Raw genomic sequence first — 23,539 nt, forward strand, 5'->3', positions numbered from 1 at the left:
TTTCGGGCCCCTGCCGCAAGGTAGCCCAGTGGGGGCAAACCCCGTATCCGACCAGGTGATTGTCGAAATGCCGGATGGACCGGTCGGCCTGGCAGCGGCGACGAGTACCCAGCCAGCGGCACAAGACCTTCCTCCGACTGGCAGCCCACCAAGACGTCGCATCATCGCGGTCGTCGCGGCGAAAGGCGGCCTCGGCAAGACCACCGTCGCCACGAACCTCGCCGTCGGACTCGCCCGGCTGGCCCCGCACTCCGTCGTGCTCATCGATGCTGACGTGCAATTCGGAGACGTTGCAATGGCGCTTTCCCTGGAGCCGGCGCTGACCCTGCCCGATGTCGTCTTGGGGAACGCCGTCGACGATCTCATGGTGCTCAAGTCCTCGCTGACCGCACATTCGAGCGGCTTCTACACGGTGTGCGGTTCCGACCAGCCGGATGCCGGCGATCGCGTCACCGGCGATCAGCTCGGTCATCTCATCAATCAACTCGCCGACGTCTTTCAGTACATCATCATCGATACAGCGCCGGGGCTCGGCGATCATGCTCTCGCTGCCTTGGAGCTAGCCACCGATGCCGTCTTCCTCTGCGACATGACTGTACCCAGTGCCAGGGGGTTGCGCAAAGAGCTCGCCGTGCTCGATCGCATTGGCATCATGCCGCCCGCGCGTCACGTCGTGCTCAACCTCGCCGATCGGCGCAGTGGGCTGAGCGTTCGAGATGTCGAGGCGACCATCGGTGTGCCGGTCGACGTAGCAGTGCCCCGTTCCACCCTGGTCTCGGTGTCGACAAACCGGGGCGTACCGGTGTTGCAGGAGGGCGGACGAAGTCCCGTCGCCCGCGCCCTCGACAGGCTGGTCGCCCGGTTTGACGCCGGTGCCCCCAAGAAAACCTTTCAGCTGCACAAGAGGGTGGATATCTCATGAGACTCAATGAACGAATGGACGCCGCACTGCGCGACGGTCCGCTGGCCCGCGTTGACCGCACCGCACCGCTGCATCCGCTGCCAAGCGTGCCTGACGACGGCGTCGTACCGGCAGCCCGTACCGCCCCACCAGCGGCGGCGCCGCCGATCGTCGTCGATCCGCTTGCCGACATTAAGGAGCGGGCGGCCCAGGAACTGTTCGAGCGCATCGGGTTTCGCCTGAACGACTCAAGCCTGACCGAGGAACAGCTGCACAGCTACGCCAGAACCGAGCTGGGCAACATCGTCACCGACGAGCAGGTGCCACTCAATTCTGACGAACGGGCGCGCCTGATCAATGAGATCGGCGACGACGTGCTCGGCTATGGTCCGCTGGAATCGCTGCTCGACGACGACACCGTGACCGAGATCATGGTGAACGGCCACGAGCAGATTTGGGTGGAACGCTTCGGCCGGCTGTCCCGCAGCGATACCCACTTCACGAGCGAGGCCCAGCTTCGCCGGGTGATCGAGCGCATCGTGTCCAAGGTCGGTCGCCGCATCGACGAATCGTCTCCGCTCGTCGATGCCCGCCTGGCCGACGGTTCCCGGGTGAACGCCATCATCCCGCCGCTCGCTGTGGACGGCTCCTCCCTGACCATCCGCAAATTCGCCCGGGAACCGTTCACGGTGACCGACCTCATCCGCTTGGGAACGATGAGCATCGAAATGGCACAGGTGCTCGACGCCTGCGTCAAGGCACAACTGAACATCATCGTGTCGGGTGGAACGGGGACTGGTAAAACGACCCTGCTCAACGTACTGTCCGGGTTCATTCCAGAGCGAGAGCGCATCGTGACCATCGAGGATGCGGTCGAGCTGCAACTGCAGCAGGAACACGTCATCCGCCTCGAATCCCGCCCAGCCAACATCGAGGGCAAGGGCGAGGTCACCATTCGTGACCTTGTGCGCAACTCCCTGCGCATGCGGCCCGACCGCATCGTCATCGGTGAGTGCCGTGGTGGCGAGACCCTTGACATGCTTCAGGCCATGAACACCGGGCATGAGGGGTCGATTTCCACGGTGCACTCCAATTCGCCGCGCGATGCGATCGCGCGCATGGAGACACTCGTGCTGATGGCGGGCATGGACCTGCCGGTGCGGGCGATCCGCGAGCAGATCTCTTCCGCCATCGACGTGATCGTGCAGATCAGCCGTATGAAAGACGGCTCTCGGCGCATTACCCATGTCACCGAGGTGCAGACCATGGAGGGGGAGATCGTCACCCTTCAGGAGGTGTTCGTGTTCGATCACCACGCCGGGGTCGATCCTGCGGGAAACCTGCTCGGTCGCGCGATAGCCACTGGCGTTCGGCCACGTTTCGCCGATCGCTTCGCCGACCTCGGTATCGTTTTGGACCCGAGTGTGTTCCAGGCCGACCTGCTGACCCGCAGCGCGAAGGCACTGCGATGAGTACCGCGATCTTTGCGTTCGGTGTGCTGTGCGTTGTTGCCGCACTGCTCGTGGTCGTGCTTCTTGTCATTGCGCCGCCGATGCTTCGCGTGCCGCTGGATCGTCGCCGCGCTCCCGGCGCGGTAGAGGTGTCCGGGCTGACCCGGCTCACCGACCGCACCGTCGGAGCAATCGACCGAGTGATCCGGCGACGCAACGTGGTGCCGTTCACCGCAGCCGAGCTGGAGCAGGCTGGGATCCGAATGCAGCCATCCGCTTTTGTGCTCATGGTGATTTCCGCAGCGGCGGTGGCAGCCCTGCTCGGCCTGCTTCTCGGTGACGGCACCGTTTGGATGGTGCCCCTCATGATTTTGTTCGCGGCACTCGCCGTCGTCGGCGCCAAGGTCTGGCTCCGGTTGCGCACAGGGCACCGCCGCGCCAAATTCGCCGATCAGCTTGACGAATCACTCGGGCTGCTGGCCGGCGGACTGCGCGCCGGGCACAGCCTGATGCGGGCAGTGGATGCCGTCAGCCACGAAACCGAACAGCCCACGTCCGATGAATTTGCGCGCATCGTGAACGAAACACGCATCGGCCGTGACCTGAGCGACTCGCTCGAGAGTACGGCAGTGCGCATGCGCAGTGAGGATTTTCAGTGGGTCGCCCAGGCCATCTCGATTAACCGCGAGGCTGGTGGCAACCTCTCAGAGGTGCTCGACCAGGTGGGTCACACCATTCGGGAACGCAATCAGGTTCGGCGTCAGGTCAAATCCCTCGCCGCTGAGGGAAAGCTCTCGGCTTGGGTGCTCGTGCTCCTGCCGATCGGAGTGTTCGCGTTCCTGCTCATCAGCCAGCCCAATTATTTCAACGGGTTCCTCGGCAACATCATCGGAATCATCGCGATCATCGTGGCCGCCGTTCTGCTCATTGTCGGTTCGCTCTGGATGATGGCCGTCGTCAAAGTGAAATTCTAAGGAGAAGCGGATGCCCCCGATACTCACCTTTTTCGCCGCCCTTGCTGTGGCCGGCGGCCTCGCCGCTGTCGTAGCCATTCTGGTCGGAGCCCGCCGAACCGACCCGGTCGCCGACGCGGTCATTGTGCTGCCCGGATTGGGTCGGCCGGGCCTGCTGCCTCATCGCTCGGGACTGCTCGCGGCCAGTTGTGAGTTGGCACCAAAGGGGTACGTGGGCTTTCTTGACCACCGCCTCGCCCTGGCCGGCCGCCCCGCCGCCTGGACCATCGATAAGATCTTCATCGCCAAACCAGCCCTGGCCGGAGCCGGCCTGCTGCTCGCGGTGCTGTGGATCACCAACGACCCCGTTCCGCTGCGCATCCTGGTCGGAAGCCTGCTCGTGGTGATCTGCTTCTTCGTGCCCGACCTGCTGCTGTACAGCCGTGGTCAGGAACGCCAGGCAGCCATGCAGAACGCGCTCGCCGACACGCTTGACCAGATGACCATTTCGGTCGAGGCCGGCCTCGGCTTTGAGGCGGCGATGAGCAAGGCCGGAACCAATGGGTCCGGGCCGCTGGCTGAGGAGCTCATCCGCACTCTGCAGGACATGAGCATCGGCCGCAGCCGCAAGGATGCCTACCTCGCGCTCGCCGATCGCACCGATTCCGCCGATCTGCGCCGCTTCACACGGTCGGTCATCCAGGCCGACACCTACGGCATCGCAATCGCCGACGTCCTACGGGTGCAGGCAGGGGAGATGCGTCTGCGCCGCCGTCAGCGTGCGGAGGAGCAGGCGATGAAGGTGCCGGTCAAGGTCATCTTCCCGCTCGTGTTCTGCATCCTGCCGGTGCTGTTCATCGTGCTGCTGACGCCCGCGGTGATCAACATCATGAAGGTCTTCTCGCTCTGAGCCCGGGGAGATCGTGACCAGGCGTGGACAGAACCGCCTCCGCTGCAGCAGGGGAGGCGGTTCTGTGTGGGTGGGCCCTGGATCAGGCGAGGTTGCAGGTCACCTTACTGTTGCCGGGGTTGACCGTGGCGAGATAAGTTGCCGCCGGTGCCGTCCAGTTGGTGAAGTGCCGAGCGGCCACGACGATTGTGAAGCCGACGCCACGTAGCCGTCGTCGGTGAACAGCGCAAAAGTCATTACGGCGCTCAGCCCGAGAACGGCGCCAGCCGTGAGAACGGCTTGGGCACGTACCGGGGACTTCTTGGGTAGAAAACTACGGTGCTAATCACGGGTTGCGCCTCACCTTGCGGGAGACACGCAGAACCGAAGCCATCTGGCTTCGGTCCCTTCAATTGGGAGGGGTCGACGGGAATCGAACCCGCGTCATAAGTTTGGAAAACTCAGGCTCTACCATTGAGCTACGACCCCACGCCCAACATTCGGGCACTGGAATAGCGTAGTACAAGAAACCGGGCACCGGATGCCAGTGCGGGCGTATCCGCTCGAATGCCGTGCATTAGACTGACTGAGGTCAATCCGGCTGTCGCAAGCTTCTGCCTGCGCCGACAGATTGATTCCCCAACAAAAGTAGTACCAGCGGATCGAACGATCCGGGGCGTAGCTCAGCTTGGTAGAGCGCTCGTTTTGGGGGCGAGAAGTCGCAGGTTCAACTCCTGTCGCCCCGACATTACCCGCAGCACACCGTTTCAATACACAGGAGAGTCTCGAGTGAAGTCCACGGTCGAAAAACTGAGCCCCACGCGCGCCAAGCTCACCATCACGGTGAGCCCCGACGAGCTGAAGCCAGCCATCACCCACGCCTACGGCCACATTGCCGAAGACATCAACATCCCCGGTTTTCGTAAGGGAAAGATCCCGCCCGCGATCATCGACCAGCGCGTCGGCAAGGCTGCCGTTCTGGAACACGCCGTCAACGAGGGCCTCGACGGTTTCTACCGCGCCGCCGTCGAAGAGAACAAGCTGCGCCCGCTGGGTCGCCCCGAAGCCGACATCGTCGAATGGCCGAGCAACACCGACTTCTCCGGTGATCTGCTTCTCGCCATCGAGGTTGACGTGCGCCCCGAGATCGACCTGCCCGACTACGCCGGCCTCAAGCTCACCGTCGATGCTGTCTCGGTCTCCGACGAAGAAGTCGCGGAAGAACTCGACAAGCTGCGCAGCCGTTTCGGCACGCTTATCACCGTTGACCGCCCCGCCAAGACCGGCGACTTCGCCCAGATCGACCTGAACGCCGCGATCGACGGCGACGAGGTTGACACCGCCAGCGGAATTTCCTACGAGGTCGGCTCCGGCGACCTCATCGACGGCATCGACGAGGCGCTCGATTCGCTCAGCGCCGGCGAGACCACCACCTTCAACTCCGACCTCATGGGCGGAGACCACGAGGGTGAGACGGCCGAGATCACGATTACGGTCATCGCTGTCAAGGAGCGCGAACTGCCAGAGGCCAACGACGACTTCGCTCAGATCTCGAGCGAGTTCGACACGATCGCCGAGTTGACCGAGAGCCTCAAGGTTCAGGTCGAGAATTCCAAGGCCTTCGGCCAGGGCAGCCAGGCCCGCGAGCGTCTCATTGAGACGCTGCTTGGTTCGGTCGACGTTCCGATCCCCGCCGCGATCATCCTCGACGAGGTGAACCGTCACCTCGAGGGCGAAAGCCGACTCGAAGACGACACCCACCGCGCCGAGGTCACCGAGGCTAGCGAGAAGACGTTCCGTCAGCAGATTCTGCTCGACACGATCGCCGAAGCGGAGCAGGTCAAGGTCAGCCAGGACGAGCTGACCCAGTACCTCATCCAGGGCGCCAGCCAGTACGGCATGGACCCGAGCGAGTTCGTACAGACGCTCAACACCAACGGTCAGATTCCGTCGATGGTCGCCGAGGTTGCCCGTAACAAGGCCCTCGCCATCGCCCTGGGCAAGGCCGAGGTCGTTGACTCCAACGGCAAGCCGGTCGACCTGAGCGAATTCACCGGCCCGGTCGCTGATGATTCCGCCGACGACGCCGCTGTCGAAGCGGATGCCGCCACCAGCGACGACGACGCCCCCGTCGTCGAAGCCGACGCCGAGGTTGAAGAGAAGCCCAAGAAGAAGAAGGCCGCTGCCAAGAAGTAGCGGTTGTTTGCGTGAAAGGGCCGGCTGGAATCTTCCCAGTCGGCCTTTTGCATGCTGAGGGAGCCGTGTGCGCGGCCCGGTAATCTGCCGAGGGCGAACAGAGCCGTTTTCGCTCGCGCGCTCCGATAGATTCATTGAGAAGCGACAACTGAAACGGAGCACGACATGGCCGACCCGACACCCACCAACGGTGTATTTGACCGACTGCTGAAGGACCGCATCATCTGGCTCGGCTCAGAGGTCCGTGACGAAAATGCCAACGAGATCTGCGCCAAGATCCTGTTGCTGGCAGCCGAAGACTCGAAGCGAGACATCTACCTCTACATCAACTCACCCGGTGGTTCGATCACCGCCGGAATGGCAATCTACGACACGATGCAGTTCGTACCCAACGATATTGTCACCGTCGGTATCGGCATGGCCGCCTCGATGGGGCAGTTCCTGCTGACCAGTGGAACCAAGGGCAAGCGGTACATCACCCCGAACGCCCGGGTGCTGCTGCACCAGCCGTCCGGAGGATTCGGCGGCACGGCTGCCGACATCCAGACCCAGGCGCGCCTCATTCTCGACATGAAGCAGCGACTGTCGGAGATCACGGCCGCGCAGACCGGCAAGACGCCAGAGCAGATCAACGCCGACGGTGACCGCGACAACTGGTTCAGCGCTCAGGAAGCCCTCGAATATGGTTTCGTCGATCACCTCCGCGCATCCGCTTCGGATGTCATCGGCGGCGGCGGCACTGACCCCGACGCGGCAGTCACCAAGTAGTCCACCGAAACTGAACAGGAAGAAATCATGACTATCCCCACATTCGGTGGAACGGCCTACAGCTCGATGGGCGGCTCGACCAAGAACGCTCCTGAATCTCGCTACATTCTCCCCACCTTCGAAGAGCGCACCGCCTACGGCTACAAGCGCCAGGACCCTTACGCCAAGCTGTTCGAAGACCGCATCATCTTTCTCGGTGTGCAGGTCGACGACGCCTCGGCCGATGACGTCATGGCCCAGCTCCTCGTGCTCGAGAGTCAGGACCCCGACCGCGACATCACCATGTACATCAACTCGCCCGGCGGTTCGTTCACCGCTATGACGGCGATCTACGACACCATGCAGTACATTCGTCCGCACGTGATGACCGTGTGCCTCGGCCAGGCGGCATCCGCTGCCGCAGTGCTGCTTGCCGGTGGTACAGCGGGCAAGCGTCTCGCCCTGCCGAACGCGCGCATCCTCATTCACCAGCCCTCGGTTGGTGGCCAGGGCGGCGGCCAGGCCTCGGACATCGAGATTCAGGCAGCCGAGATTCTGCGCATGCGCGTTTGGCTTGAAGAGACCCTCGCTCACCACTCCAACCGGAGCGTGGAGCAAGTCAACAAGGACATTGACCGCGACAAGATCATGAGCGCGGCCGAGGCCCTCGAATACGGCCTGATCGACCAGGTTCTGACCAGCCGCAAAAACCTTCCGATGCTGGTCAAATAGCCTGTGACCTGAACCGGTACGACCGGCGCGTCGCCTGCGGGCGGCGCGCCATTTCGGTTTATGGCGTGCTGCACGTAACTGTCACACGCACAGGCTAGGCTCAATTGCAGCGAGACCAATGGAGGAGGCTGACATGGCCCGAATCGGTGAAAGTGCCGACCTGCTCAAATGTTCCTTCTGCGGAAAGAGCCAGAAGCAGGTGCAACAGCTCATCGCCGGCCCCGGCGTGTACATCTGCGACGAATGCGTCGAGCTGTGCAACGAAATCATCGAAGAGCGACTGGCTGAAGCCGGCTCTGAAGCCATCGCCGGCGAGTTCGACCTCCCCAAGCCCAAAGAAATCTTCGGCTTCCTCGAGGAATACGTCATCGGGCAAGAACCCGCCAAGCGTGCCCTCGCCGTCGCCGTGTACAACCACTACAAGCGCGTGCGGTCACGAGCCACGCTCACCGCCGCTGAGGCCATTCACGACGACGTTGAGATCGCCAAGTCCAACATCCTGCTGATCGGCCCCACCGGCTGCGGCAAAACCTATCTCGCCCAGACTCTGGCCAAGCGCCTCAACGTCCCCTTCGCCGTAGCGGATGCGACGGCCCTCACCGAAGCCGGCTACGTCGGTGAAGACGTCGAGAACATTCTGCTGAAGCTCATTCAGGCCGCCGACTACGACGTCAAGCGGGCCGAGACCGGCATCATCTACATCGACGAGATCGACAAGATCGCGCGCAAGGCCGAGAACCCGTCCATCACCCGCGACGTGTCGGGCGAGGGCGTGCAGCAGGCGCTGCTGAAGATTCTCGAGGGCACCATCGCGTCGGTCCCCCCGCAGGGCGGGCGCAAGCATCCGCATCAAGAGTTCATTCAAATCGACACCACGAACGTGCTGTTCATCGTGGCCGGTGCGTTCGCCGGGCTCGAAGACATCATCTCGTCCCGCGCCGGCAAGAAGGGCATCGGCTTCGGGGCACCCCTGCACATCAAGGGCGACGACATCAACCTGTTCAGCGAAGTGCTGCCCGAAGACCTGCACAAATTCGGGCTGATCCCCGAGTTCATCGGCCGACTTCCCGTCGTCACGACCGTCACCCAGCTCGACCAGGTGGCCCTCATGCAGATTCTGACCGTTCCCAAGAACGCCCTGGTGCGTCAGTACCAGCGCATGTTCGAACTCGACGGGGTGGAGCTCGAGTTCGAGCAGCCGGCCCTCGAGGCCATCGCCGACCTCGCCGTGCTGCGCAAGACCGGTGCCCGTGGGCTGCGAGCCATCCTCGAAGAGGTACTCGGCCCGGTCATGTTCGAGGTGCCGTCCAGCACCGACGTGGAGCGGGTCATCATCACCCGCGACACCGTGCTGAACAACGCTCCGGCGGAGATGGTGCTGCACAAGACCCGCCAGGTCAAGTCCGCCTAGCAGCGTACGCGTTCAGGTGCGTCAACCTCCGGGTTGAGCGAGGCCGGCACTGTCCTGCCGCCGCGGTGGGCAGGGCATAGTGCATTCGGTGTGTGTGCCGTAGTCTGCGGGGGTGCTCAGTCGACATGTGAGGTGTTGCGGCGTATCTGGCTGACCTCGAATCGGGTACGCACGACGATGCCGGCCGTGGTGCGTTCGATACTGAGCGCGGCAAGAGTTGCGGCGAGGGCCAGCAGCGCTCCGGCTGCCTCAAGACTCTCCTCAACGCCCAGCAGGACGTGGTATTCGAGGCTCGCACGAGCGAGGTCATCCTGGCGCCCGCCAACGATGTACCCGCTGAGTGCTTCGATTCCGACCGCGCCGAGCAGGTAGATCGTGCCCGCGACGATGAGCCGCCGCCGAAGACGGCGGTCAAGTCGTCGAGCAATCCACAACACCACCAAGCCAGCGGCAATGGCGAGCGGCACCCCGAGGGTGAGCCACGCGAACGTGAACGACGAACCGAGATTGAACCGGGCCAGCTTCTCATGCAGCTGGGCGATCTCATCGGCAGACATCTCAAGTGCGACAGCGCCGAGGAGGAAGTACGGCAGCGCGGCCCTGCCCTCGTGTCGTGCGGTGAATCCGACGACGCCGAGGGCGACGCCGACGCCCGCCAGGAGAAGGCCGGAAATCCAGGCCCACAGGTTGGCTTCACCATCGGCGTAGAGCAGAATCGCCGTTCCGCTCAGAAGAGCCCAGCCCGGTGCGGAGCTGTCGATATTCTCGCGGATGAAATGCAGCACCAGTCCGGCCAGCAGTATCCCGGCCAAAACGATGGCGGCGATCCACAAGAAGCGCCGCCGGCCCGCGCCCTGGCGTGACGGTTCCGGAGTGTCCATGGTCATGGAGCTTACGGCCAGACCGAGCCGGGCACATCCTCAATCCTGAGGGTGCAGGGTTCACCTGCAGGCCCTAGTTGAGGCCGCGGCGGTCGAGCAGCGGCTGCAGCTCGGCATCGCGGCCGCGCCAGTGCCGGTAGGCCTCCAGCGGGTCCTTGGTGCCGCCGACTCCGAGCAGTCGGTCCCGAAAACGATCACCATTGGCACGAGTGAGGCCGCCGTTCTCCTTGAACCATTCCACGGTGTCGGCGTCGAGGACTTCACTCCAGATGTAGGAGTAGTACCCGGCGTCGTACCCGCCCGAGAAGGTGTGGGCGAAGTAGGTGCTGGCGTAGCGGGTGGGAACTGCGGGGTTGTCGAGACCGACGGAAGCGAGGGCATCCGCTTCGAACCTGGCAACGTCAGTGACGGTCGTGTCGGCATCGATCCGGTGCCAGGCCTGGTCGAGCAGCGCTGCGGCCAGGTATTCACTGGTGAGGAAGCCCTCATTGAAAGCCGACGACGCCTGGATGCGGTCAACGAGCTGCTGCGGCATCGCCTCACCGGTCTGGTAGTGGCGAGCGTAGTTGGCCAGCACCTCGGGCCAGAGCATCCACATTTCGTTGACCTGGCTGGGAAACTCGACGAAGTCGCGGTACACATTGGTGCCGGAGAACTTGGGGTAGGTGGCCCGGGCGAGCAGGCCGTGCAGGGCATGGCCGAATTCGTGGAATAGGGTCGTGACCTGGTCGTAGGTGAGCAGGGTCGGCTGCCCGGCGGCAGGCTTGGAAACATTGAGGTTGTTACAGACCACGGTCGTCTCGGTGCCGAGCAGGGTGGACTGCGCGACCAGGGCGTTCATCCAGGCCCCGCCACGCTTGGAATCGCGGGTGTAGAAATCGCCGATGTACAGCCCGAGGGCCGAGCCATCTTCGGTCGTGACCTCGAACACCCGCGATTCGGGGTGCCAGCCGACCAGATCGGGCCGAGCGGTGAAGGTGAGGCCATAGAGCTGGTGGGCCGCGTAGAAGACCCCGTTGGCCAGCACGCTCTCGAGCTCGAAATAGGGACGCATGGCGGCAGTGTCGACGTCGTACTTGGCCCGGCGTACCTTCTCGGTGTAGAACGCCCAATCCCAGGCGGCCAGCTCGAAACCGCCGCCCTCGGCGTCGATCACGGCTTGCAGGTCGGCCTGCTCCACGCTGGCATTGCGGGCAGCGGCCGGCGCGAGACGCCCGAGCAGATCCCAGACCGCGCCGGGAGTCTTGGCGGTCTCATCGGCGGTCACGTAGGCGGCGTGGCTGTCGAACCCGAGCAGGCGGGCGCGCTGGGCCCGCAGGTGGGTGATCTCGATCACGAGCGGCCGGTTGTCGCTCGCAGTTCCCGCATCATCTGAGCGGATGCCGCGGGCCCGGCTCGCTGCCAGCAGCCGTTCGCGCACCCCGCGGTTGGTGAGGCTCGCCAGGTAGGGGTGCGAGGTGGGCAGCACGAGGCTGATCAGGTACTTACCGTCGAGCTGGCGTTCCCGCGCAGCCTCCGCGGCGGCCGAGATCTCGCCATCGCTGAGCCCGTCGAGCTCGGCCAGGTCGGCAATGACGAGGGCGAGCTCGTTGGTGTCGGCCAGCAGGTTCTTTTCAAACCGGGTGGTGAGGGTCGACAGCCGCGAGTTGAGATCACGCAGAGACTGCTTATCGTCGTCGCTCAGGCCGGCCCCGGCCAGTGTGAACTCGGTGAAGTACCGGTCGAGCAGGTAGAGCGACTCGGCATCGAGTTCGAGATCGGAGCGCTGGGCATGCAGAGCGGCGATGCGGGCATACAGGGCGGGGTCGAGCCTCATGGCATCGGCGTGGGCGGCCAGCAGCGGCGCAAGTTCTTCTTCGAGGTCGTTGGTGAAGTCGCTGGAGTCGGAGGAGCTCTTGTTGAAGAAGACCTCGGCCACCCGCGACAGCGTCTGCCCGCTGCGCTCGAGCGCGACAAGCGTGTTTTCGGAGGTGGGGGCATCCGCTGTGTGGGTGATTGCCCCGACCTCCGCGAGCTGCTCGGTCATGCCCTGCAGAAAAGCCGGGCGGTAGTGCTCGTCACTGATCGACGCGAACGGCGGCAGCTGGTAGGGCAGAGTACTGCGGGCGAAAAAGGGATTGTTCACGGTGGAAGCCATGCCTCCACCCTAGCCAAACCCGCCGGCCCGGCCCGGTCACCGGCTGCGCGTAGGATCTCACCATGACCCACCTGACCGGCAGTTCAGAGTCCGCTCCACGTGACGAATACACCCACGGGCACCATGAGAGCGTGCTGCGCTCGCATACCTGGCGCACGGTCGCGAACTCGGCGGCCTACCTCATTCCAGAATTGCAGGCCGGGAGCGTGCTGCTCGATGTGGGCTGCGGCCCCGGCACGATCACGGTCGATCTGGCTTATCGGCTCGCTCCGGGCCGCGTGGTCGGCATCGACGCGTCGAGCGATATCGTCGCGCGCGCGACCGGCCTGGCCGCCGATGAGGGGGTACACAACGCGAGTTTCCAGGTCGGGGACGTCTACGTACTCGCCTGGCCCGATGCGACGTTCGATATCGTGCACGCCCACCAGGTGCTGCAGCACCTGGCCGACCCGGTCGCGGCGATGGCCGAGATTCGCCGGGTGCTCAAGCCGGGCGGCGTGTTCGCCGCCCGCGACGTCGACTACGGCGGAGTCATGATCGCACCGAACATCGACGGCCTGGTCGACTGGATGCGGGTCTACCGCGAGGTGCACTCCTGGAACGGCGGTGACCCCGATGCCGGTAGGTCGCTGAAGGCCTGGGCCCGGCGGGCCGGATTCACCGCGGTGACCAGCAGCGCATCCATCTGGTGCTTCGCGTCGGATGCGGAGCGCGAGTGGTGGGGCGAATCGTGGGCGGTGCGAGTGACCGAATCAAGTTTTGCAGCGCACGCTATCGAGTCGGGGGTGGTGGACCTCGCCGATCTCAAACGGATGGCCGTGGGCTGGCGCGAGTGGGTACGCGACCCCAACGGCTGGTTCGGCATGCCGCACGGCGAGATTCTGGCCCGAGCCTGACGCGAGGCCGCGAATCAGGGGAGGCGGGGCCACTCGGCGCGCACCGCACTCAGCGCGTCGTCGAGACTGACCCCGCGCCGCTGCAGGGCGTGCACGAAGCGTCGAGCGCTGGCCCGGGATTCGTCGTCGAGGCCCTGATCGGCGCGAACCCGGGTGCCGCTGCCACGGCTGGTTGAGATAAGCCCGGCCGCTTCCAGCGCCGCGTAAGCGCGCGCGATGGTGCCGGTCGCCACGCGCAGATCGGCCGCGAGCTGGCGCACCGACGGCAGGCGCTGGTCGGCCGCAAGTGTTCCGGCCCGGATCTGATCCGCCAGCTGCGTGCGAATCTGTTCGAACGGAGGTGTGGGGTGCTCGTCGTCGAGGGTGATCATGCGCGGGCGGTCATGACTCGCGAGCGGATGCCGCATCCACTGCCGGGGTGCCGACGGCGGCAACCCGGCCGAGTGGCTGCCTGGTCGCATCAAGAATAGACAGGATGACCAGAACCCCGCCGAGCAGAGCGACCACCAGCCCGGCGATGACCTCGGTGAGGCCGATGGCGGCGGCCGGCTGCACGGAGGAGAGAGCAACCCCGCCCGGGGCGAAGACGGTCGCGGCGTTGCTGGTGGTCCAGCCGGCGAACAGCAGAACGCCCCCGAAGTACAGAAACAGCGCTCCGGAACTGAGCTGCATGACCACCCGCGTGGCCAGAATGCGCACGGCACGATCGAGGTCGCTGAATTGTTCGGAGCGTGCGGCCGAGGCGATGCGGCCGAGCGCGAACAGAGTCGCTGCGGCGAGCAGCACAGTCAGGCCGATCAGCGGCAGACCGTAGTACCAGCCCGGGTACGGGCCCGCGGTGCTGGACCCGATAGTGATCGAACGAAAGGCGCCGTCCGGCTGTGGGCTGGAGGCCAGGCCGGCGATGATCGCGAAGGCGACCACGGTGGCTGCGGCAGTCAGCGGCAGCAGGAAGCCCCAGGCCGGGCCGTAGCTCCACACGCGTCGCGGCATCAGGTCGGCCGAGCGGCGGCTGGCGCGGTCGGTGACGATCCTGGTGGGGCAGAGCGCGAAGACCAGCAGTCCGAGTGTCGCGGCGAGGCCGGGTGCAATCATCAGCGGCAGGCCGTACCAGCCGCGGTGGGCCTGGTTGACCAGGTCGAGCGCCCAGAGCACCACGCCGCCGGCCGCGAGGGCGCTGATGTTGCGCACTATGATCGAGCGGGCGAACCGGCGCGCTCTGACCGTGCCAATGTCGTCAACCGTCACGACCAGGCCAGCCAGGCGCTTGCGGCTGCCCACCCGAACAACCCCGACAACGATGAAGACGAGGACGAAGTAAAGGAGAAAGAGCACGCTGGCCACCTTTCGTGTATCACTAGGATAATACACAGACGGTAGCATGTGTATCACCGAGAGGCTACACGGGCGAAGCTAGATCCATTCCTCGTCGTCGTCATCGACGGTGGTCGACGGCTGCGTGATGGTGGCGCTGTCGTCCACCGGGTTGTAGCGGATGATGGTGCCATCGTCGAGCTCGATCACCGGCTTGGACTCCAGCCAGGTCAGCGTCCAACGCCAGGTGCTGGTGTCGACGGCGAGAGCTGTGGAGTCTTCCTCGACGGCGCGCACGGCGATTTCGACAACGTGCGGAAGACCGGTCGGCAGGGTGCCGCCGAGGGTCCACCGGGTACCCAGTTGCATGGTCTAGACGTCGATTTCGTAGGTGACCCAGTCGGTACGCGTGCCAAGCTGGTCATAGAGCACCTGCGCGGTCGCGTTGTCGGCCGCGGTCAGCAGCTGAACCTGGGCGAGTTTGTGCTGTCGGGCGTAGTCCTTGGTGAACTCCATCAACTGGGTGCCGACGCCTTGGCCGCGAGCGTCCTCGGCGACGTAGAGGTCGTCCAGGAACAGTGCGAGGTCACCGCTGAGCGTGCGCGGCACGCTGCGGTAGTGCGCGAAGCCCACGAAGTCACCGTCGTCGTTGACCGCGACGGCGCCGTCGAGCTCGTTGTTCGCGTCGATGATCCAGCTCCAGACCTGCAGGGCTTTCTGATCGGTTAGTTCGATCTCGTAGAACGCGCTGTAGCCCTCGAACAGGCCCAGCCAGGCGAAAAAGTCTTTATCGCCCAGCGGGCGCACGGTTACGGACATCTGGTCTCCTAGCTTTCCAACACGGTGGCGAACACGATATCGGTCACAGCGAGTTCGCTGCCGTCGACAAAGGTTAGTTCTTGAATCCGACCGACCGCTTTGAGATCAGCGGCGGCCAGGGTGAGCAGTGCGATCTCGGCGGGTGCACCGCATATTACTGCGGAATCCACCTCGGACTTCTGCGACGCTTTCGCATCAGTCTTGGCACGACGGATACCGGTCAGCGCCCGGCTGGCCAAATCAAGCAGGGCGATGTTGCCGGTGGCGACCTCGTCGCTGCCGAGCAGGTCGGCCGCGATCGGCCACGGAGCGGTGTGCACCGAGCCCGCGTTCGACCACGACCACGCCTCTTCGGTCGCGAACGGAACAAACGGTGCGAACAGGCGCAGCAGGGTGGCCAGCGCGGTGCGCAGCGCGGCAACAGCGGATGCCTGCGCCGGGCCGGGCTCGCCGTAGGCGCGTTCCTTCACCAGTTCGAGGTAGTCGTCGCAGAAGGTCCAGAAGAAGCTTTCCGTGGTTTCCAGGGCGCGCGCGTGGTCGTAGTTCTCGAACGCGGTCGTGGCCTGGGCGACTACGGCGGTGAGACCGGCGAGCATGCTCTGGTCGACCGGCTCGGTGATCGGGGCATCGATGCTGCCGGCAGACATGAAGACGAACTTGCTCGCGTTGAGAATCTTGATGGCCAGGCGTCGGCCGATCTTGATCTGCGTCGGGTTCTGCGGGTCGAAGGCCGCGTCGGTGCCTAGGCGAGAGGATGCGGCCCAATAGCGCACCGCGTCGGAGCCGTGCTTTTCGAGCATGTCGGCCGGGGTGACCACGTTGCCCTTCGACTTCGACATCTTCTTGCGGTCGGGGTCCACGATGAAGCCGCTGAGCGCGGCGTGCTGCCATGGGGACGTGCCGTGCTGCTGCTCGGCGCGCAGCAGGGTGGAGAACAACCAGGTGCGAATGATGTCCTGGCCCTGCGGGCGAAGCGAGTACGGGAAGACCAGCTTGAACAGCTCCGGGTCGCGTTCCCAGCCGCCGGCGAGCTGCGGGGTGAGCGAGGAGGTGGCCCAGGTGTCCATGACGTCGACCTCACCGACGAAGCCGCCGGCCTGGCCGCGCTGGCTTTCGGTGTAGCCGGGTGCGGCATCCGATGACGGGTCCACCGGCAGCAGGTCGCGGGTGGCGACGATCGGCTGGTCGAAGACGGGGTTGGCGCCCTCGTCGAGCGGGTACCAGACCGGCAGCGGCACGCCGAAGAAACGCTGGCGGGAGACGAGCCAGTCGCCGGTGAGACCGTTGACCCAGTTCTCGTAGCGCACCTTCATGAATTCGGGGTGCCAGGCCAGCTCGGTGCCGTGCTCGAGCAGGCGCGAGCGCAGCTTCTCGTCGCGAGCACCGTTGCGGATGTACCACTGCCGGGTGGAAACGATTTCGAGCGGCTTGTCGCCCTTTTCGAAGAACTTCACCGCGTGCACGATCGGTTTCGGGTCACCGATCAGGTCGCCACTGGCTTTCAACAGCTCGACCACGGCGGCCTTCGCGCCGAACACGGTCTTGCCAGCGAGTTGCGCATACGCTGCACGCCCGGCTTCGGAGGTGATCGCCTCTGGCACGTCGGCAATGATTCGGCCGTCGAAGCCCATGATCGCACGATTGGGCAGGTCGAGCTCGCGCCACCAGACCACGTCGGTCACATCGCCGAAGGTGCAGATCATGGCGATGCCTGACCCCTTGTCCTTCTGGGCGAGGTGGTGGGCGAGTACCGGAACCTCGACACCGAACACGGGGGTCGTCACCGTGGTGCCGAACAGGTGCTTGTAGCGTTCGTCATCCGGATGCGCCACCAGGGCCACGCAGGCCGGCATCAGTTCGGGACGGGTCGTCTCGATCTCGATCGTCGTTCCGTCGGGCTTTGCGAACGACACCCGGTGGTATGCGGCCGGCATGTCTTTGTCTTCGAGTTCGGCCTGGGCCACCGCGGTGCGAAAGGTGACGTCCCAGAGGGTGGGCGCCATGGCCTGGTAGGCCTCGCCTCGTTCGACGTTGCCGAGAAAGGCGAGCTGTGAGGTGAACAGGGCTTCCGGGCCGATGGTGCGGTATGTCTGGGTCCAGTCGACACTCAGACCGAGGGTGCGCCAGAGGGCTTCGAACTGCTTCTCATCTTCTTTGGTGAGGGTTTCGCACAGCTCGATGAAGTTGCGGCGGCTGATGGGCAGCTGATCGGCAGCCTTGGTGCTCTTGCCGTCGCCACCCTCGAACGGCGGCACGAAGTTCTCGGTGTAGCCAAGCGATGGGTCGCAGCGCACGCCGTAGTAGTTCTGCACGCGCCTCTCGGTGGGCAGGCCGTTGTCGTCCCAGCCCATCGGGTAGAAGACGTTCTTGCCGCGCATCCGCTGAAACCGGGCGACGACGTCGGTGTGGGTGTAGGAGAACACGTGCCCGATGTGCAGCGAACCGGAGGCGGTCGGCGGGGGAGTGTCGATCGAGTAGATCGTTTCGCGGGTGGCGTTCTCCCGGGCGAAGCGGTAGGTTCCATCGGTGTCCCAGCGGGATTCCCACTTGGCTTCGAGCCCTTCGAGGGCGGGCTTTTCGGGAACGTTGGATGCGGGGGCGCGATCGGTGTTGGTCATACTTCTCCGGTTCGGTATTCGGCACCGTGTCGATGGTGAGGTGCCTCGTGTGCCCATCTAATCTACCTGATCGGTTCTTTTCCCCCGAACGGGGGCTTCCGGTACGGCTTGTCGGCGTGGGCTCAGGCCGACAAACGGGGCACGGCGGCGAGCAGCTGTGCTGAATACGGATGCTGCGGCTCGGCAAACACGCGCAGCGCTGGACCGAGCTCCACGATGCGGCCCGCACGCATGACCGCGATCTGATCGCTGACGTGCGCCACGACACCGAGGTCGTGTGAGATGAAGACGAGGCTGAGCCCGCGTTCCCGCTGGACGTCGTCGAGCAGGTCGAGCACCTGGGCCTGCACGGTCACGTCGAGCGAGGAGACCGGTTCGTCGCAGATGAGAATCTGGGGCTTCCCGGCCAGGGCACGGGCGATACCGACCCGCTGCCGCTGCCCGCCGGAGAGCTCGAGCGGACGTCGGAGCAGCACCGTGGCGGCGAGGCCGACCTCGTCGAGCAGGGTCGCGAGCCGCGCCGTCGTCTGCGGCGTGCGGCGCTGTCGGCCAAGGCTCAGGGCGTCACTGAGGATCTCGGCGACGCTCCAGCGCGGATCGAACGAGCCGAGGGCATCTTGATAGATCGCCCCAACGCCGGGGCGCAGAGCACGCCGCGTCTTCTCGCGGGCCGTGCTCCAGGGCTGGCCGAACACCCGAACCTCGCCGTGCTCCGGCGTGAGGAGCGCGAGCAGAAGTCGCGCCGTCGTGGTCTTGCCGGAGCCGGATTCGCCCACAATTCCGAGGGTGCTGCCGCGGGGCAGGGCGAACGAGACCGTATCCACGGCGAGCTGCCGGGTACCGTCGGGGTGTCGAAAACTCTTGGACAGGCCGATGGCTTCGAGCACGATGGTGTTGTCGGCGGGAGTCTTTCGAACAGAGTCGATCGCGGTATCGGGAATGTTCGGGGTGTCGGCCTCGCTCAGCCTCGTGCCGCGCGGCTTGTCGGCGGGGATCGCGGCGACCATGCGCCGGGTCTGTTCCTGCTCGGGCCACCCCAAAACCCGCTCGGTACGGCCGGTCTCCACCAGCACGCCATCGTGCAGGACTGCCACCCGGTGCGCGATGCGGCTGACCACAGCGAGGTCATGACTGATCAGCAGCACAGCGGTACCGGCACCGGTGATCTGCTCGAGCAGCGCCAGGATCTGGGCCTGAACGGTCACATCGAGGGCCGTCGTCGGTTCGTCGGCAATGAGCAGCGGCGGGCTCAGCGCTATCGCCGCGGCAATCAGGGCGCGTTGGCGTTCCCCGCCGGAAAGCTGCCCGGAGAGCTTCTGCACCTGCAACTCGGGGTCTGGCAGACCGACGGCGTCGAGCAACTCGAGCACCCGCTCTGCCCGCGCGGAGGCGCCGAGACCGGTGTGCAGACGGAGGGAGTCGGCGATCTCCCGGCCGATCGGTCGCAGCGGGTCGAGCGAGACCAGGGCATCCTGCAGCACCAGTCCGACGTCCTTGCCGCGGCGGGCCTGCCAGGCAGGCTCGGTCAGGCCGAGCACGCTGTGGCCGCCGAGCTCGAGCCGGTCGGCGCTGACCCGGGCGTTCGCACCGGCCAGACCGAGCAGGCTGCGGGCGGTCACGCTCTTTCCCGAGCCGGATTCGCCGACGATGGCGAGGCACTCGCCCGGCGCGATATCGAAGGATACGCCCCGGACAACCGGTGCGGCTGCGCCGAATCCCACCCGCAGATTACGTACGGACAACGCGGCAGCGCGCTCACTCCGAGATGTGTCGCCGTTCCAGCGTGCCGCGCTCGTGTCTGCCTCGCTCATGCGTGCCTCATTCGACGGTCGATGCTGCGGCCGAGCACAGTGGCGGTGACGGCGGTCAGCACGATGAACAGACCGGGAAAGAAGCTCATCCACCAGGCCGACGTGATGTAGGTGCGTCCGGCCGAGAGCATGGCGCCCCATTCCGCGGTCGGCGGTTCGGCTCCGAGCCCGAGGTAGCTGAGAGTGGCAGCCCAGACGATGGCCTGGCCGATGCCGAGGGTCGCGAGCACGAACAGGGGAGCAAGGGTGTTCGGCAGGATGTGGCGCAGCAGAATCTGCCAGCGGGTGCGTCCGAGCACGGTCGCGGCCTCGACGAAGGCAGCGGAGCGCACCGAGATCAGCTGGGCCCGAATAATGCGGGCATACCCGGGCGCGGTCGACAGCCCGACGGCGATCGTGGCGGTCGCCACGCCGGGGCCGAAGATCAGGATGAACAGCAGGGCCAGGAGCAGTCCGGGAAAAGCGAACAGCACCTCGAGAACTCGGTTCACGGTGAAGTCAACGACGCGGCCGAGCATTCCGGCCAGGGTGCCCAGCACGATGCCGAGCCCCAATCCGATCGCGGTGGCGGCGGCGCCGATCAGGAGCGAGTACTGGGTGCCGTGAACGACCCGGGTGTAGATGTCTCGACCCGATTCATCGGTGCCGAAGCCGTGCGCGCCGGAAGGCGGCTGAAAGGCCGAAAGTGGGTCGATGCCGAGCGGGTCGCCCGGGGCGAGCAGCTGCGGCACCACGGCCGATGCCAGCAGGAACAGGGCGAGCACTGCGGCCGCTGTCTCGGCGACGCCGAAGCGTCGTCGTCGACCAGACTGTGCCGCCCGGTCGGGCTGGCCGGCCTGCGCGGCCAGCCCGACCTGCACCTCCAGGTCGCTCATGAGAGGCGCAATCGGGGATCGACCAAGCGACTGACGGCATCCGTCAGCAGGGTCATGAGAATGTAGGCGACCGCGACGATCATCACGACGCCGATCACCACGGGAACGTCACGCAGGGTGACCGCGTTCAGCAGGGTGCGGCCGAGGCCGGGGCGAGCGAAAATGGTTTCGACCACGACCGCGCCGCTGATCAACGAGCCGAAGGCCCAGCCGGACAGGCTGATCGCGGGCAGGGAGGCGTGGCGTAGCGCGTGGATCCAGCGCACGCCGCTCTCGCTTTCGCCGCGGGCACGGGCCGAGAGCACGAACGGGCTCTCCAGGGCGCGGAGCAGGGATTCGCGCATGATCTGGCCGAGAAATCCGGCCAGCGGTATGGCCAGGGTGAGTACCGGCAGCACCAGGCCGAGGGCGCCGCCGGTGCTGATCGGCGGCAGCACGCCGAGCCAGATGCTGAACACGACGATGAGCGAGGTGGCCAGCCAGAAATGCGGCAGCGCTGCCGCGACGAATTCGAGCGCCGACCCCACCCGGGAGGCGATCCGGCCGCTCTGGGTAGACCAGGTCGCCAGGGCGAGGGCGAGCAGCCAGGCCAGGGCCAGAGCGAGCACGGCCAGCAGCAGGGTGCCGCCGAGCTGGCTCAGCATGAGCGACCCGACGTCCTGGTTGAGGGCGTAGGACCGGCCCAGGTCGCCGGTTGCGAGCCGGCCGAGCTGGGCGAAATACTGCACGATCACGGGCTGGTCAAAGCCGTACTCGGCGTTGACCGCGGCGAGGGCTTCCGGGGAAGCCTGCGATCCGGGGCCGCCGAGCACGGCCTGGGCCGGGTCGCCCGGAATGAGGCGCACCGCGAAGAAGGTGACGGATGCCACCGCCCACAGCACGAAGACCGCTCCGCCCAGGCGGGCGAGCACGCGTCTCAGCAGGCGCAGCACAGGCATCCGCAGCACGGCCCGGCGTCGACCGAGAGCGCTGCCAGAGGCCGGTCGAACCGACCCCGCCCCGGGCCGATCGGGCGGCGCTACCGGTTCAGCCACGTGTCGTAGAGCGTGGGCACGGCCACGGTCGGCAGGGTGCGCGAGCCTATGACATCGCTGCGCAGCAGGTAGTGGTTCTGCTGGTCGTAGAGCGGCAAGATGTAGAAACCCTCCAGAATGCGGTTCTGGGCGTCGGCGTAGAGCGAGGCGCGCTCGGCGACATCCGTGGTGCGCGCCGCGGTCGTCAGCAGCTCGTCGATGGCGGGGTCATTGACCTGGGCCAAGTTGGCGAAGTACCCGCTCGGCGCTGGCACGATACTGGCGGAGTGGTACAGAATGCGCAGCACGTCGGGGCCGACCTTGGTGTACGGCGCGCTCACCGCGTCATAGTCGTTACTGGCGAGGGCGGCGTACCAGCTCGAGAGGTCCATCGGGGCCAGCTTGACCTCGAAGCCGGTCTCCTTCGCCGTGGCCTGAATCTGTTCGAACACGCTCTGCTCGGCCGGGATCGACTGGTTCGTGCTCACCGGAAACTCCACGCTCAGCCGCACGCCGTCTTTGATGCGGTAGCCGTCGGCATCCGTTTGGCCCCAGCCGGCCGCCTGGAGCAGCGTAACGGCGGCGGCCGGGTCGTAGTCGAACAATGCGGGGTTCGAGACGGCGGTGCTCTCTGCGCTCGACAGGGCCGAATACGACCGGGTGGCGGTGCCCTGGAAGAGGCTCGAGACGGCGTCGTCGACGTTGGCTGAGCGGATGAACGCCTCACGAACGCGCACATCGTTGAAGGGGGCCTGACCCGAGTTCAGTTCAATGCGGTTGGAGGCACCGGGTCGCGGAGAGTCGAGCTGCTCGATCGAATCGCTCTGCTTCGCCTGCACGATGGTGTCGGGCTGGGCGTTGTCGATCACGTCGACCTCACCGGACTGCAGGGCGGCGTAGCGGGAGGCGGAGTCGGGGATGAACCGCCAGATGACCTTGTCGAGGTAGGCGGGGCCGGCGTGGGCGGCATCCGCTGGTGGGGAGACGTAGTCGTCATTGCGCACGAGGGTGATCGCGTTCTGCTTCACCCAGCTGTCCACGAGGAACGGGCCGGTGCCGACCGGGCTCGCGCAGTTCTCGTCCTGGCTGCGCTCGAGTGCGGTCGGCGATTCCATGGCGAGCCAGGTCTGGGAGAGCGATTCCAGCAGGGCGCTGTCCGGTTCGCTGAGGGTGAAGCGCACCACGGTGGGGGAGACCGCTTCGGTGCCGGTGACCTTACCGAGCCCGAGATAGCCGGTCGACGACAGGGTTGTCGGGTCTTGCAGGTGGGCGATATTGGCCTGCACGGCCGCCGCGTCGAACACGGTGCCGTCGGTGAAGGTCACGTCAGAGCGCAGGGTGAAGTCCCAGGTCAGGCCGTCCTCGCTCGGGATCCAGGACTCGGCCAGCCAGGGGATGATCGTGCCGGCGGTGTCCCGGGAAACGAGGGATTCCAGGTATTGGGCGCTGACCAGCGCCTGAGGAAAGTTGCCGCCGACGTGCGGGTCGAGGCAGGTCGGTTCGGCGTCGCCCGAGGCATAGGTGAGCGTGCCGCCGGTTTTCGGTTCCCCGACCGGTTCGTTCGAGCCGGCCGGGGTGCAGCCGGCGACGAGCAAGCCCAGGGCAATGATGCCGGTGGTGGCGGCGAGCAGACGACGGGTGCGCCAGGGGTGCCGAAAGGGCATGAAGAATCTCTTTTCCCGGCGGATGCGCGCCGAGTTTGCGTTCACAGGTATGCCTTGCGGGGCACCCCTCAACGTTAGGCTACGTCGGGCCAACGGGGGACAGTCATTACGCGCATCCGTTCTTCTGCCGACATATCAGTCACGAGCATTCATCCGGTACGATTAAAACTAATGACAGTGACCCGGCCATCACCGGGAAGTCTTCGGAAGAACAGCTGGAAGCCCTCGGGC

Annotated in this window: 20 protein-coding genes and 2 tRNA genes; 10 read left to right on the forward strand and 12 right to left on the reverse strand. The window is 65.6% G+C overall.

What is annotated here, in order from left to right:
• The first annotated feature begins 28 nt into the window (after nucleotides 1–28).
• Genes CXY77_RS07620 through CXY77_RS07635 form a run of 4 tightly spaced genes read left to right on the forward strand, consistent with a single transcriptional unit; the run spans nucleotide 29 to nucleotide 4,215 of the window.
• A complete protein-coding gene (locus CXY77_RS07620; protein ID WP_158252796.1) occupies nucleotides 29–922 on the forward strand; it encodes an AAA family ATPase in 894 nt (297 codons plus the stop codon).
• Complete coding sequence (locus tag CXY77_RS07625) at nucleotides 919–2,373, forward strand: CpaF family protein (RefSeq protein WP_198412807.1); 1,455 nt, start codon at nucleotides 919–921, stop codon at nucleotides 2,371–2,373. Before CXY77_RS07620 ends, CXY77_RS07625 begins: the two co-directional genes overlap by 4 nt.
• Complete coding sequence (locus tag CXY77_RS07630) at nucleotides 2,370–3,326, forward strand: type II secretion system F family protein (protein ID WP_092339943.1); 957 nt, start codon at nucleotides 2,370–2,372, stop codon at nucleotides 3,324–3,326. Before CXY77_RS07625 ends, CXY77_RS07630 begins: the two co-directional genes overlap by 4 nt.
• A 10-nt stretch (nucleotides 3,327–3,336) precedes the next feature.
• A complete protein-coding gene (locus CXY77_RS07635) occupies nucleotides 3,337–4,215 on the forward strand; it encodes a type II secretion system F family protein (RefSeq protein ID WP_104129897.1) in 879 nt (292 codons plus the stop codon).
• 397 nt (nucleotides 4,216–4,612) lie between these two features.
• On the opposite strand, the gene CXY77_RS07640 is transcribed toward CXY77_RS07635, so the two are convergent.
• Nucleotides 4,613–4,683: transfer RNA gene (locus tag CXY77_RS07640), tRNA-Gly, on the reverse strand.
• Nucleotides 4,684–4,866: 183 nt separating this feature from the next.
• Here CXY77_RS07640 and CXY77_RS07645 point away from each other — a divergent pair.
• The 5 genes from CXY77_RS07645 (at nucleotide 4,867) to clpX (ending at nucleotide 9,280) form a co-directional block, all read left to right on the forward strand.
• A tRNA-Pro gene (locus CXY77_RS07645) sits at nucleotides 4,867–4,940 on the forward strand.
• A gap of 43 nt (nucleotides 4,941–4,983) precedes the next feature.
• Nucleotides 4,984–6,390 carry a trigger factor gene (gene tig / locus CXY77_RS07650; RefSeq protein WP_158252797.1) on the forward strand — a complete coding sequence of 469 codons (1,407 nt, stop codon included), beginning with the start codon at nucleotides 4,984–4,986 and terminating at the stop codon, nucleotides 6,388–6,390.
• 165 nt (nucleotides 6,391–6,555) lie between these two features.
• Nucleotides 6,556–7,158, forward strand: coding sequence for an ATP-dependent Clp protease proteolytic subunit (locus CXY77_RS07655; RefSeq protein ID WP_092339946.1), 603 nt, complete (start codon nucleotides 6,556–6,558; stop codon nucleotides 7,156–7,158).
• Nucleotides 7,159–7,185: 27 nt separating this feature from the next.
• Nucleotides 7,186–7,869 (forward strand): ATP-dependent Clp protease proteolytic subunit, encoded by a 684-nt coding sequence (locus CXY77_RS07660; protein WP_092339947.1) that lies wholly within the window; start codon nucleotides 7,186–7,188, stop codon nucleotides 7,867–7,869.
• Between the two features lie 133 nt (nucleotides 7,870–8,002).
• Nucleotides 8,003–9,280, forward strand: a complete 1,278-nt coding sequence (gene clpX, locus CXY77_RS07665) for an ATP-dependent Clp protease ATP-binding subunit ClpX (protein WP_092340195.1) — start codon at nucleotides 8,003–8,005, stop codon at nucleotides 9,278–9,280.
• Between the two features lie 116 nt (nucleotides 9,281–9,396).
• On the opposite strand, the gene CXY77_RS07670 is transcribed toward clpX, so the two are convergent.
• Both CXY77_RS07670 and CXY77_RS07675 read right to left on the reverse strand, forming a co-directional pair.
• Nucleotides 9,397–10,161 (reverse strand): hypothetical protein, encoded by a 765-nt coding sequence (locus tag CXY77_RS07670; RefSeq protein WP_134505306.1) that lies wholly within the window; start codon nucleotides 10,159–10,161, stop codon nucleotides 9,397–9,399.
• Between the two features lie 73 nt (nucleotides 10,162–10,234).
• On the reverse strand, nucleotides 10,235–12,298 hold the full coding sequence (locus CXY77_RS07675; RefSeq protein ID WP_092339949.1) for a M3 family metallopeptidase: 2,064 nt from the start codon (nucleotides 12,296–12,298) through the stop codon (nucleotides 10,235–10,237).
• Between the two features lie 62 nt (nucleotides 12,299–12,360).
• Here CXY77_RS07675 and CXY77_RS07680 point away from each other — a divergent pair, with 62 nt between their 5' ends.
• Entirely contained in the window at nucleotides 12,361–13,194 is an 834-nt protein-coding gene (locus CXY77_RS07680) for a methyltransferase domain-containing protein (protein ID WP_092339950.1), read from the forward strand.
• A 14-nt stretch (nucleotides 13,195–13,208) separates the two neighbouring features.
• Here CXY77_RS07680 and CXY77_RS07685 read toward each other — a convergent pair whose 3' ends face one another.
• The 9 genes from CXY77_RS07685 to CXY77_RS07725 form a co-directional block, all read right to left on the reverse strand.
• Nucleotides 13,209–13,601 (reverse strand): GntR family transcriptional regulator, encoded by a 393-nt coding sequence (locus CXY77_RS07685; RefSeq protein ID WP_233197303.1) that lies wholly within the window; start codon nucleotides 13,599–13,601, stop codon nucleotides 13,209–13,211.
• Nucleotides 13,576–14,529 carry a hypothetical protein gene (locus tag CXY77_RS07690; RefSeq protein WP_134505307.1) on the reverse strand — a complete coding sequence of 318 codons (954 nt, stop codon included), beginning with the start codon at nucleotides 14,527–14,529 and terminating at the stop codon, nucleotides 13,576–13,578. The genes CXY77_RS07685 and CXY77_RS07690 overlap by 26 nt, the downstream gene beginning before the upstream one ends.
• Before the next feature lie 78 nt (nucleotides 14,530–14,607).
• Nucleotides 14,608–14,877 carry a hypothetical protein gene (locus tag CXY77_RS07695; protein ID WP_092339953.1) on the reverse strand — a complete coding sequence of 90 codons (270 nt, stop codon included), beginning with the start codon at nucleotides 14,875–14,877 and terminating at the stop codon, nucleotides 14,608–14,610.
• Between the two features lie 3 nt (nucleotides 14,878–14,880).
• Nucleotides 14,881–15,327: a GNAT family N-acetyltransferase gene (locus CXY77_RS07700; protein WP_092339954.1), complete on the reverse strand. Its 447-nt coding sequence runs from the start codon at nucleotides 15,325–15,327 to the stop codon at nucleotides 14,881–14,883.
• Nucleotides 15,328–15,335: 8 nt separating this feature from the next.
• Nucleotides 15,336–17,945 carry a valine--tRNA ligase gene (gene valS / locus CXY77_RS07705; protein ID WP_104129898.1) on the reverse strand — a complete coding sequence of 870 codons (2,610 nt, stop codon included), beginning with the start codon at nucleotides 17,943–17,945 and terminating at the stop codon, nucleotides 15,336–15,338.
• A 122-nt stretch (nucleotides 17,946–18,067) separates the two neighbouring features.
• Complete coding sequence (locus tag CXY77_RS07710; RefSeq protein ID WP_104129899.1) at nucleotides 18,068–19,756, reverse strand: ABC transporter ATP-binding protein; 1,689 nt, start codon at nucleotides 19,754–19,756, stop codon at nucleotides 18,068–18,070.
• Entirely contained in the window at nucleotides 19,753–20,631 is an 879-nt protein-coding gene (locus tag CXY77_RS07715; protein ID WP_092339957.1) for an ABC transporter permease, read from the reverse strand. The genes CXY77_RS07710 and CXY77_RS07715 overlap by 4 nt, the downstream gene beginning before the upstream one ends.
• Nucleotides 20,628–21,569 carry an ABC transporter permease gene (locus CXY77_RS07720; RefSeq protein WP_104129900.1) on the reverse strand — a complete coding sequence of 314 codons (942 nt, stop codon included), beginning with the start codon at nucleotides 21,567–21,569 and terminating at the stop codon, nucleotides 20,628–20,630. Before CXY77_RS07720 ends, CXY77_RS07715 begins: the two co-directional genes overlap by 4 nt.
• Before the next feature lie 80 nt (nucleotides 21,570–21,649).
• Nucleotides 21,650–23,308, reverse strand: a complete 1,659-nt coding sequence (locus tag CXY77_RS07725) for an ABC transporter substrate-binding protein (protein ID WP_104129901.1) — start codon at nucleotides 23,306–23,308, stop codon at nucleotides 21,650–21,652.
• Nucleotides 23,309–23,539: the final 231 nt, after the last annotated feature.

Source organism: Cryobacterium sp. N21 (genome assembly GCF_002929575.1).
Taxonomy (GTDB): Bacteria; Actinomycetota; Actinomycetes; order Actinomycetales; family Microbacteriaceae; genus Cryobacterium; species Cryobacterium flavum.

Excerpts from the sequence above, each read along its gene's own strand:
- CXY77_RS07625 (WP_198412807.1), top strand. The coding sequence starts at position 919 with ATGAGACTCAATGAACGAATGGACGCCGCACTGCGCGACGGTCCGCTG.
- CXY77_RS07630 (WP_092339943.1), top strand. The coding sequence starts at position 2,370 with ATGAGTACCGCGATCTTTGCGTTCGGTGTGCTGTGCGTTGTTGCCGCA.
- CXY77_RS07635 (WP_104129897.1), top strand. The coding sequence starts at position 3,337 with ATGCCCCCGATACTCACCTTTTTCGCCGCCCTTGCTGTGGCCGGCGGC.
- CXY77_RS07655 (WP_092339946.1), top strand. The coding sequence starts at position 6,556 with ATGGCCGACCCGACACCCACCAACGGTGTATTTGACCGACTGCTGAAG.
- CXY77_RS07660 (WP_092339947.1), top strand. The coding sequence starts at position 7,186 with ATGACTATCCCCACATTCGGTGGAACGGCCTACAGCTCGATGGGCGGC.
- clpX (WP_092340195.1), top strand. The coding sequence starts at position 8,003 with ATGGCCCGAATCGGTGAAAGTGCCGACCTGCTCAAATGTTCCTTCTGC.
- CXY77_RS07670 (WP_134505306.1), bottom strand. The coding sequence starts at position 10,161 with ATGGACACTCCGGAACCGTCACGCCAGGGCGCGGGCCGGCGGCGCTTC.
- CXY77_RS07675 (WP_092339949.1), bottom strand. The coding sequence starts at position 12,298 with ATGGCTTCCACCGTGAACAATCCCTTTTTCGCCCGCAGTACTCTGCCC.
- CXY77_RS07680 (WP_092339950.1), top strand. The coding sequence starts at position 12,361 with ATGACCCACCTGACCGGCAGTTCAGAGTCCGCTCCACGTGACGAATAC.
- CXY77_RS07685 (WP_233197303.1), bottom strand. The coding sequence starts at position 13,601 with ATGCGGCATCCGCTCGCGAGTCATGACCGCCCGCGCATGATCACCCTC.
- CXY77_RS07695 (WP_092339953.1), bottom strand. The coding sequence starts at position 14,877 with ATGCAACTGGGTACCCGGTGGACCCTCGGCGGCACCCTGCCGACCGGT.
- CXY77_RS07700 (WP_092339954.1), bottom strand. The coding sequence starts at position 15,327 with ATGTCCGTAACCGTGCGCCCGCTGGGCGATAAAGACTTTTTCGCCTGG.
- valS (WP_104129898.1), bottom strand. The coding sequence starts at position 17,945 with ATGACCAACACCGATCGCGCCCCCGCATCCAACGTTCCCGAAAAGCCC.
- CXY77_RS07710 (WP_104129899.1), bottom strand. The coding sequence starts at position 19,756 with ATGAGCGAGGCAGACACGAGCGCGGCACGCTGGAACGGCGACACATCT.
- CXY77_RS07715 (WP_092339957.1), bottom strand. The coding sequence starts at position 20,631 with ATGAGCGACCTGGAGGTGCAGGTCGGGCTGGCCGCGCAGGCCGGCCAG.
- CXY77_RS07720 (WP_104129900.1), bottom strand. The coding sequence starts at position 21,569 with ATGCCTGTGCTGCGCCTGCTGAGACGCGTGCTCGCCCGCCTGGGCGGA.
- CXY77_RS07725 (WP_104129901.1), bottom strand. The coding sequence starts at position 23,308 with ATGCCCTTTCGGCACCCCTGGCGCACCCGTCGTCTGCTCGCCGCCACC.